Here is a 9,036-nt window from a genome sequence, read left to right on the forward strand (position 1 = left end):
TTCACAGCATATTCTTGCCAAAACTCCTTGTTATACGTCAGTATGACTTCGTCGTTTTGACAATAATCTACTATAAAATATCTGCACCTCTGCACAACTCTATATTTTTAGAGGTGCCCTTTAGAAAAATTCAGGAGTGATTATATGAAAAAAGTGATTGCCGCCTGTCTTTCCGCCGCGATTGTCTTCGGCTCGGTATCATTGATTTCCGCCTCCGCCAAGACGGTCAAGGCGGGCGACGCCGACCTCAACGGCAAGGTAAACGTCGTTGACGCTACATATATTCAGATGAACGCTGCGGGCTTGAGAGAGTTTTCCGACGCGCAGAAAAAGGTTGCCGACGTCGATAACAGCGGTGCGGTTGATATTTCCGACGCGACGCTTGTTCAGAAAATTTCCGCCGAGCAGGTCGTTAATGATGCAGAGTTCCAGGTACCCGAGGACCCGACCGAGCCGCCGGCAACAGGGCCTGTCTATACCGAAGAAGAGATTGAGCAAAAGGGCAGCAAGGCGATGAACGACTTCTCGGTCAAGCTGCTCAAGGGCAGTATCAAGGACGATGAAAACACGCTCGTTTCTCCGCTGTCGGTAATGTACGCCCTCGGAATGACCGAAAACGGCGCTGACGGCAACACCCTCAAGGAAATTGAAAACGCCACGGGTATGCCGCGTTCGCTGATGAAATCGTTCCTTAAGAATTACCCTGATTATCTTGTAAACACCTATGACAAATCGACTAAGTTTTATATCGCCAATTCGGTTTGGTATAATACCTCGGAGAGTTCGGCTAAGATAAGTCCTGACTATATCGGCAGTGTAAAGAACGACTACGACGCGGAGGTATTCCCGACGATTTTCAATCAGCTTGCGCTTGAGAATATAAACGGCTGGGTAAATGAAAAGACCGATAAGATGATACCCCGTATCCTCACTGATATCGATTCGAACGCTCTTATGTACCTGATCAACGCGATCTCCTTTGACGCGAAGTGGGCTGATCCTTACGTGAACGAATATTCATCCGGCGGCAGGACTTTTCCCGGAGATGTATTTGAGGGTACGTTTACGAACTCCAACGGTTACACCTCTACGGTTGATTTTATGAAGTCTGAGGAGAGCTGCTACCTCAAGGACGACAGTGCTCAGGGCTTTGTGAAGAAGTATAAATACGGAAACTACACCTTCGCCGCTATCCTTCCCAACAGAGGAGTAAAGCTGAAGGATTATGTTAACTCACTTATGGGTGAGAGGTTGACAAAGATACTGATAATATGTCGACCGACAGCGGAGTTATTCACGCTCATCTGCCAAAGTTCGGCGTTTTTTACAGCGACGAGCTGAGCGATAATCTCAAGGCTCTCGGTATAAATGACGCATTCGGAGGTAACGCCGACTTCAAGGGTATGCTCGCCGACAAGAACGCCGCGAGTCCGTTCATCAGTCAGGTGCTTCACGAAACGACGATTACAGTTACAGAGGAGGGCACGAGAGCGGCGGCTGTGACCGCGGAGGTCTTCTACGGCGCAGCTCCCATTGAGGAGGAACACTATGTTTATCTCGACAGACCGTTCCTCTACATGATCATTAACACAAAGACCAACACGCCGCTGTTTATCGGCACGGTAGAAAACCTTCCGGACAAAATCAATTAACATAAAAAAACAGGAGAGTTCTGAAAGCTCTCCTGTTTATGTTTTAAATTGTCTTGTTCCTTAACCCTTGACCGCGCCTGAAACAACACCCTCGATGATGTATTTCTGGCAGGCGAAGTAGAAGATTACGATAGGCAGAATGCTCAGTACAACGAGCGCCATGATAGCGCCGTTATCGGTCTGACCGTAGCTGCCGTTGAGGAACTGCATGTGAATCGGGATAGTGCGGTACAGCTTGCCGTCCAGAATCAGGTACGGAAGCAGGTAGTCGTTCCAGATCCACATTGTTTCGAGGATCGCAACCGAGATGAAGGTGGGCTTCATGATCGGAAGAACTACGCTGAAGAAGGTTCTCAGCGGGCCTGCGCCGTCAACGTCAGCCGCTTCCTCGATTTCAATCGGGATAGACTTTACAAAGCCCGAGAACATGAAGATGGCAAGACCTGCGCCGAAGCCGAGATAGATCAGCAGGATACCCCAGGGAGTAACAAGCTTGAGTGAGTTTGCAGTGTCGGAGAGGGTGAACATTACCATCTGGAAGGGTACGACCATCGAGAATATGCAGAAGAAGTAGATGATCTTGCAGATAATCGTGTTGGAGCGCTGAATGTACCATGCCGCCATCGAGGTGCAGAAAAGAATAAGCACAACGCCGCCGACGGTGATCAGCAGGCTCCAGAGGGCAGCTTCCCAGAAGGGATAGTTACCGAAGGTCATGCCTTTGATGTAGTTTTGCAGACCGTAGAAGGTATCTGCGTTCGGCAGCGCGAAAAGATTTGTCGCGATGTCGGAGTTCGCCTTGAAGGAGTTATAGAGTACGATGATGACGGGCATCACGTAGATCACAGACACAACCGCGAACAGAATGGTCAGGAACTTCATTCCCGCGGTCTGCTTTTTCTTGTACTTGGGTTCAACCGCTTTAACCATTGCCATTATGCCTGCACCTCTTTTCTTCTGGTGAGGTAGAGCTGTACGAGAGAGATGACGACAACGATCAGGAAGAAGATTACGCCTTCCGCCTGTCCTGCACCCTTCGCGGCCTTTCCTTCGCCGTAGAAGGTCTTGTAGATGTTGAGCGCCATCATTCGTGTCGTCCATACACCGTCAACAAGCGGCGCGCCGCCTGTGAGCGCGAGGTTCTGGTCGAACAGCTTGAAGGAGTTGGTGAGCGTGAGGAAGCTGCAGATCGTGATCGAGGGCATCATCATGGGCAGCGTTACGTTTGTGAGCAGCTGTCCCTTGTTCGCGCCGTCGATCTTTGCGGCTTCGTACAGATCCGCGGGTACGCTCTGGAAGCCCGCGATGTAGATAATCATCATGTATCCTGCCTGCTGCCAGCACATCAGGATTACCAAGCCCCAGAAGCCCAGAGTTTCGTTTGTTACGAGAGAGGGCATGTCGAGGTTACGGAGCAGTCCGTCGAAAATCTGGTGCCAGATGTAGCCGAGGATAATACCGCCGATAAGGTTCGGCATGAAGAATACGGTTCTGAATACATTCGAGCCGCGGATTTTGAGCGTCAGGGCGTAAGCGACGAAAAAAGCGATTAGATTTATCAGGATTACGCTGACGACAACGAAGCCGAGTGTGAACCAGAAGGAACGGAGAAAGCTCTCGTCCTGAAAAGCCCTGATATAATTGTCAAAGCCTACAAACCTCGTTTTTGATACAATCTGGAATTGGAAAAACGAGAGGTAGATGCCTCTGAAGAACGGATAGATGAATCCGATGACAAAGGCAGCGAAAGTAGGAAGGACAAAGATTAAGGCGTATAGTTTTCTTTTAGGTTTTTTGAACATACTCTTTGCCTTTCTTGAAAAACACTCATACCGTGAGTTAAAGTGAATGAAAAAGGAGGCTGAGATTTCCCAGCCTCCTTGATTTTAGTTAAAACTCAGAAAGCCAAAACCCTGGATGAATTTAATTATTCAGCAGCCTTTGCCTTTTCGGTCTTCCAGCCGTCTACGAATGCGGTCTTAACAGCATCCCAGTCGCCTGTGCCTGCAGCATACTGAGTGAGAGCAGCGCCAACGCCGTTCTTCCAATCCTCAGAAGGCATTGTGGTGAAGTTCCAGGATACGGGCTTCTTGCCTGCGTCGGTGTATTCCTTGTCAGCCTTTACGAATACGTTCTTGGACTCCTGAGCAGCCTTGAAGGGAATTACAAAGCCCATAGCCTCAGCCATAGCCTTTGTGCCTGTCTCGGAGGTTACACACCAGTTGATGAACGCCTCTGTAGCAGCCTGGTTAGCTTCGCTTGCGTTGGAGTTTACACACCAATAGTTCTCTGTACCTGTGCACAGACCCTGGTTAGCCTCGTCGCCTACGCCGATGTAGATCGGGAGCATGCCGAGATCCTCGTCCTTGAGGCCGCCTTCGGTTACAGCGCTGTACTCCCAGCTACCATTCTGGAAGAATACTGCGTCGCCGTTGATGAACTCTGCCTCAGACTCTGCGCCTGTCTTGGAAGCCAGCTCGCTGGGCTTGCAGGTGGAGTTGTTGATGTAGAGATCCCAGATGTTCTTGTAGTTCTCAAGGTAGGTGCCCTTGATAGCGTCGGTATCGGTGATGCCGTCAGCCTGATACTCGAAGTAGATGGGGAGGTTTGCGAGGTGGGTCTTGAATCTCCAGTCGGAGGAGCTGTCCATACCAGCGGAGGTGAAGGCAGCCTTTACGCCGAGAGCCTCAGCGTTCTTCTGGATTTCCTCAGCAACAGTCTTGAGCTTGTCAAAGCTGTTGAGGTCGTCGATCTTCTTAACGGTAGCGAAGTCAGACTCGAAATACTTGTTGAGAAGTGTCTTGTTGTAGATAAGGCCATAGGACTCGATTACATAAGCGATACCATAAACCTTGCCGTCTTTCTCCAGAGCGTAGTCCTTGGAGGTGAGCTGGCCGTAGATGTCGGTGCCGGAAAGATCCTTGCAGAAGTCTTCCCACTTAGCAAGACCAACGGGGCCGTTAACCTGGAACAGGGTGGGAGCCTCGTCGCCCTTAGCCATTTCGGAAGTAAGGGTCTGCTCGTAGGTACCTTCAGCAGCGGTAACTACGGTTACCTCAGTGCCGGTCTCCTCGGTGTACTTCTTCGCGAGATCCTGCCATGCCTGATCCTGCTCGGGCTTGAAGTTCAGATAGTAAACCTTGCCGCCTGTAGCGTCAGCCTTGGACTCGGTCTTTGAGGACTCAGCTTTGGAATCACCCTTGGAGTCGGTGTTTGAGGATGCGTTGCCGCCGCAACCAGCGAGAGCGGATCCCGCCATAAGGGCAGCGAGAGTGACAGCAGCCGCTCTCTTGATTGTTTCCTTTTTCACGTTAATCACCTTTTCTAAAAGATATTTACCCGAAAGCGTCGGGTATCGCGCAGGGGCAGACAAGCCCCTCTTGCTAATAATATATCACCAAAACGCTAAAAAATCAAGGGATATTTTATTAATTTTGTTTTCAAATTTGAAGTTTTTTGAAATAATTTTGACAACCTTTTACCGAATCCGCTCATTTTATTCCTTTTATTCTCAAAATAATTTTTTGTGAAATATTGAAATCCACTGTCGTTTTGTGTTATGATTATACAAGCGTTATTTTATGCAAGCAAAGGATTGAAATTATGAAAAACAGAGTCAAACCTGTTATGGTGTTCTTCAAGAAGCTGCCGTATCTCCTGCTCGCGGGAGTGATCTTTTCGGCGGCGCTTGCCCTCTGTATGGGCGCGTCGATCGCGTTCAGCGTCCTCACGGGCTACAACAACGTCCTTGTCTGGGGCTTGGGCGTGATCCCCGGCACGATATTCTACTCGGGTCTGGTCGTCGTCATACGCAAGTACGCGATTGAAAACGACTACGTTCCCGTTGTGCCGACGTTTTTCGCGGCGGTCAGAGAAAACTGGAAGGTCTTTATCCTACACGGAGTCATCAGCTACCTGATCTGTTCCTGCGCGATGTTCGCCTTTATGTACTACTTCATTCAGGCTCAGACCGACGTAACCTTCGCCTATATCCTCAGCTTCTACGGCTTCTTCACCGCGGCGCTGCTTATCATGATGTTCTACGCGCCGCTCATGAGCGTGACCTACGAGCTGCGCTGGAGAGATATCTACAAGAACTCACTGCTGCTTATCCTCGGCAAGATACTGCGCAACCTAATCGCTCTGGTGATGATCGTCGCGGCTGTTGCGATCGCGGTGCTCGCCATCGTATACGCCGAGGGCGTGTGGAAAATCATCGTTGCCGTGATCGTCGCGGCGGTATACCCGATGCTGATAACCTACATCGAAATAGCGATGGTTTCAAAGGGTCTGATCGACAGCGTAGGCGACTTTGTGAACCCGATAAAGGAAGAGGTTGTCGATACTCCTATCGTAACCGGAAACACAGAGGACGACTACATCTTCGTCAACGGAAGAATGGTAAAGAACCCGAACAAAAAATAAATCAAAACGCCGTATCAACGCGGCGTTTTTTCTTTTGGATTGCATATTTTTATGCAATTACCGTCCGATTTGCTCCCTTGGTGAGGGACAGGTTTTTTGTCTCCGCATATTATGATAACGGAGAGCGCTCTCCGAGAAAAACAAAAAGGGAGGAAATTATGAATCTTAAAGGAAAAAAGGGCGTGGATATCTCCTCGCTCAACGGAAACGTCAGTATCGAAAAAATCAAGGATGCGGGCTACGACTTCGTGATGATACGCTGCGGCTACGGCTCAGACCTCGCTGTCCAGGACGACAGTCAGTTTGAGAACAACGTGCGCAAGTGCGAGGCGGCGGGCGTGCCGTGGGGTGCGTATCTCTACTCCTACGCGGTCAACACCGACGACGCGAAGAGCGAGGCGAGGCACGTTATCCGCCTGCTCAAAAACAAGAAGCCCACACTTCCCGTTGCCTTCGATATGGAGGACGCCGACGGCTACAAGGCGCGCAACGGAAACCCAAGCAATGCTACGCTCGTCGCGATATGCAAGACCTTCCTCAGCGAGATAAAGAAGGCGGGCTACTACCCGATGCTCTACTCCGCGCTGAGCTGGCTCAACGGCAAGCTCAACGACCCGAGCCTGCTCGACAACTACGACATCTGGGTGGCTCAGTGGAACTCCACCTGCGACTACCGCGGCAGCTACGGAATGTGGCAGTACGGCGGCGAGGTCAACTATCTCGAGTCGAATTCTATCCCCGGCGTCGGCACGGTCGACAAGGACAAATGCTACAAGGATTACCCGACTATCATCAAAGAGGGCGGCTGGAACAACTGGCAGCCGTCAGAGCCTGTGCTCGACACAAACGGCTTTGAGAAGGGTGACAGAACCTACGGCGTTATGGCGCTCAAGGAGATGCTCCTCACCGCGAAGAAGCAGGGCATCATCACTCAGGGTATGGACGAGAACAACATCTTCGGCGACGGCACCGAGATCGCCGTCAATCAGGTGCTCAAAAAGGGCGGCTACGCTCAGAACGGCATCGCGGGCTACGGCTTTATGAAGTATCTCGGCGGCTTGATGAGAAAGAAGCTTTAGTTGAAAAATCCCTCTCCGTGTTGTATAATCGGAGAGGGTGATACTATGGAATTCAGAAAAATGAGACGCTTTAAGCAGCAGCTCAGCGAGGAAAGCTGCGTTGAGATTTTGAAAAACGAACCTCGCGGAGTTATGGCGGTCGCGGGTGAGAACGGCTATCCCTACGCTTTTCCGATAGACTTTGTGTACGACGGCGGCAGGCTGTATTTTCACTGCGCAAAGGAAGGTCATAAGCTCGACGCGTTAAAGAACTGCGACAAGGTGAGCTTCTGTGTGATGAACGAGGGCTTTCGCAAAGAAGGCGAATGGGCGCTCAATATCAGCAGCGTGGTTGTGTTCGGCAGAGCAAAAATCATGACCGACAGCGGCAGGATTCTTGAGAAGCTGAGACTGCTCGGCAACAAGTATTATCCATCTGACGGGGACGTTGAGCGCGAAATCGGGCGAACTCTCAGCCGCGTATGTATGCTCGAGCTTGAAATCGACCACATGACGGGCAAGCTCGTCAATGAAAGTTAATATTGATATAAAAAAGTCCGCACGTTTTTTCGTGCGGACTTCGCTTTTTATACCAGCTTCTGCAGATCGGGGAAAACGCTCAGGGTGCGCTTTAGTATGCCGTTGAGGTAGGCGATGGCGGTGCCGTAGTTTGTGAACGGAACGCCGCTGTCCTCGGCGGATTTGCGGCGGTAGGTCATCTCGCGCTCGTTGAGCATGCAGCCGCCGCAGTGGATAATCAGCTTGAACGGCGAGAGATCGTCAGGATAACCCTTGCCTGAGGTGGTTTCTATATTAATATCCTTTCCTGTGTGGGCTTTGAGCCACCGCGGCAGCTTTACGGTGCCGATATCGTCGCACTGGCGGTGGTGGGTGCAGCCCTCAGAGATGAGAACCGTGTCGCCGTCGCGCAGGTTCTCGATCGCCGCAGCGCCCTTGACTGCGGTCTCGAGAAATCCCTTGTACCTCGCCATCAGTATCGAGAACGAGGTCAGCGGCACGTCGTCGGGAACGATGTCTTTGACCTTGCCGAAAACCTGACTGTCGGTAATGACGAGCGCGGGCTTTTTGCCGAGAGCGGAAAGTGTTTCGGCAAGCTCCGAGTCGCGCGCTACTACCGCCGCCGCGCCCGAATCGAGCAGGTCGCGGATAGTCTGCTGCTGCGGCAGAATCAGCCTGCCCTTGGGAGCCGCCTTGTCAATCGGAACGACGAGGACGGCAAGCTCTCCTGCGCCGACTAAATCAGCGCAGATTTTGCGGTCACTCTGAGCGACGGTCAGCCTTGCCATGCGCTCCTTGAGCTCGTTTATATTTGTTCGGTTGACCGCGCTGACGGCGAGACCGTCCTCGTAATCGCGCATGCCCGACTCGTCGCACTTGTTGTAGGCTACGATGTAGGGGATATCCTTTTGCCTGAAAATACCGATAAGCTCCTCGTCCGCGGCGGTCTTGCCGACGGTGCCGTCGACTACGAGAACGGCGATGTCGGTGCGGTTGAGCACCTGCTTTGTGCGCTTTACTCGCTGTTCGCCGAGGCTGCCCTCGTCGTCAAAGCCCGGGGTGTCGATGATCATTACAGGCCCGAGAGGAAGCAGCTCCATCGCCTTCTGGACGGGGTCGGTGGTGGTGCCCTTTACGTCGGACACGACCGAGATCTGCTGGTTTGTGACGGCGTTCACGACGCTCGATTTTCCCGCGTTGCGCCGTCCGAAAAATCCGATATGCACCCTCTCGCCCGAGGGTGTACTGTTAAGGCTCATATGCTTCTCCTGTGTATCAGAAACGGAAATCGCGCTTGTTGTTGTTCTTGATATCCTCGATGTGCTCGGCGGCGATTTTTCTGACCTTCTCCTTCGGGATATTGAGCAGCTCCTTCTCGATCA

General features: G+C 51.5%; 7 protein-coding genes and 1 pseudogene. 4 read left to right on the forward strand and 4 right to left on the reverse strand.

Features of this window, described 5'->3' with window-relative positions:
- Positions 1–144: 144 nt before the first annotated feature.
- Positions 145–1,652, forward strand: a pseudogene (locus JKK62_RS17870) (serpin family protein).
- A gap of 60 nt (positions 1,653–1,712) precedes the next feature.
- Here the strand turns inward: JKK62_RS17870 and JKK62_RS15685 are convergent.
- The 3 genes from JKK62_RS15685 to JKK62_RS15695 form a co-directional block, all read right to left on the reverse strand.
- Positions 1,713–2,588 carry a carbohydrate ABC transporter permease gene (locus JKK62_RS15685; protein WP_201428748.1) on the reverse strand — a complete coding sequence of 292 codons (876 nt, stop codon included), beginning with the start codon at positions 2,586–2,588 and terminating at the stop codon, positions 1,713–1,715.
- On the reverse strand, positions 2,588–3,454 hold the full coding sequence (locus JKK62_RS15690) for a carbohydrate ABC transporter permease (RefSeq protein ID WP_201428749.1): 867 nt from the start codon (positions 3,452–3,454) through the stop codon (positions 2,588–2,590). Before JKK62_RS15690 ends, JKK62_RS15685 begins: the two co-directional genes overlap by 1 nt.
- Positions 3,455–3,579: 125 nt before the next feature.
- The gene (locus JKK62_RS15695; protein ID WP_436286317.1) at positions 3,580–4,962 is read right to left on the reverse strand and encodes an ABC transporter substrate-binding protein; all 1,383 of its coding nucleotides are present in this window, start codon (positions 4,960–4,962) and stop codon (positions 3,580–3,582) included.
- 293 nt (positions 4,963–5,255) lie between these two features.
- On the opposite strand from JKK62_RS15695, the gene JKK62_RS15700 reads away from it, so the two are divergent.
- The 3 genes from JKK62_RS15700 to JKK62_RS15710 all read left to right on the forward strand — a co-directional run bounded on the left by JKK62_RS15700 (position 5,256) and on the right by JKK62_RS15710 (position 7,675).
- Complete coding sequence (locus JKK62_RS15700; protein ID WP_201428750.1) at positions 5,256–6,077, forward strand: YesL family protein; 822 nt, start codon at positions 5,256–5,258, stop codon at positions 6,075–6,077.
- Between the two features lie 158 nt (positions 6,078–6,235).
- Positions 6,236–7,156, forward strand: a complete 921-nt coding sequence (locus JKK62_RS15705) for a glycoside hydrolase family 25 protein (RefSeq protein ID WP_201428751.1) — start codon at positions 6,236–6,238, stop codon at positions 7,154–7,156.
- Positions 7,157–7,201: 45 nt separating this feature from the next.
- Positions 7,202–7,675: a pyridoxamine 5'-phosphate oxidase family protein gene (locus JKK62_RS15710; RefSeq protein WP_243411892.1), complete on the forward strand. Its 474-nt coding sequence runs from the start codon at positions 7,202–7,204 to the stop codon at positions 7,673–7,675.
- A 47-nt stretch (positions 7,676–7,722) separates the two neighbouring features.
- Here JKK62_RS15710 and hydF read toward each other — a convergent pair whose 3' ends face one another.
- Positions 7,723–8,913 (reverse strand): [FeFe] hydrogenase H-cluster maturation GTPase HydF, encoded by a 1,191-nt coding sequence (gene hydF, locus JKK62_RS15715; RefSeq protein WP_201428752.1) that lies wholly within the window; start codon positions 8,911–8,913, stop codon positions 7,723–7,725.
- Positions 8,914–9,036 lie beyond the last annotated feature (123 nt).

The organism is Ruminococcus difficilis (genome assembly GCF_016680995.1).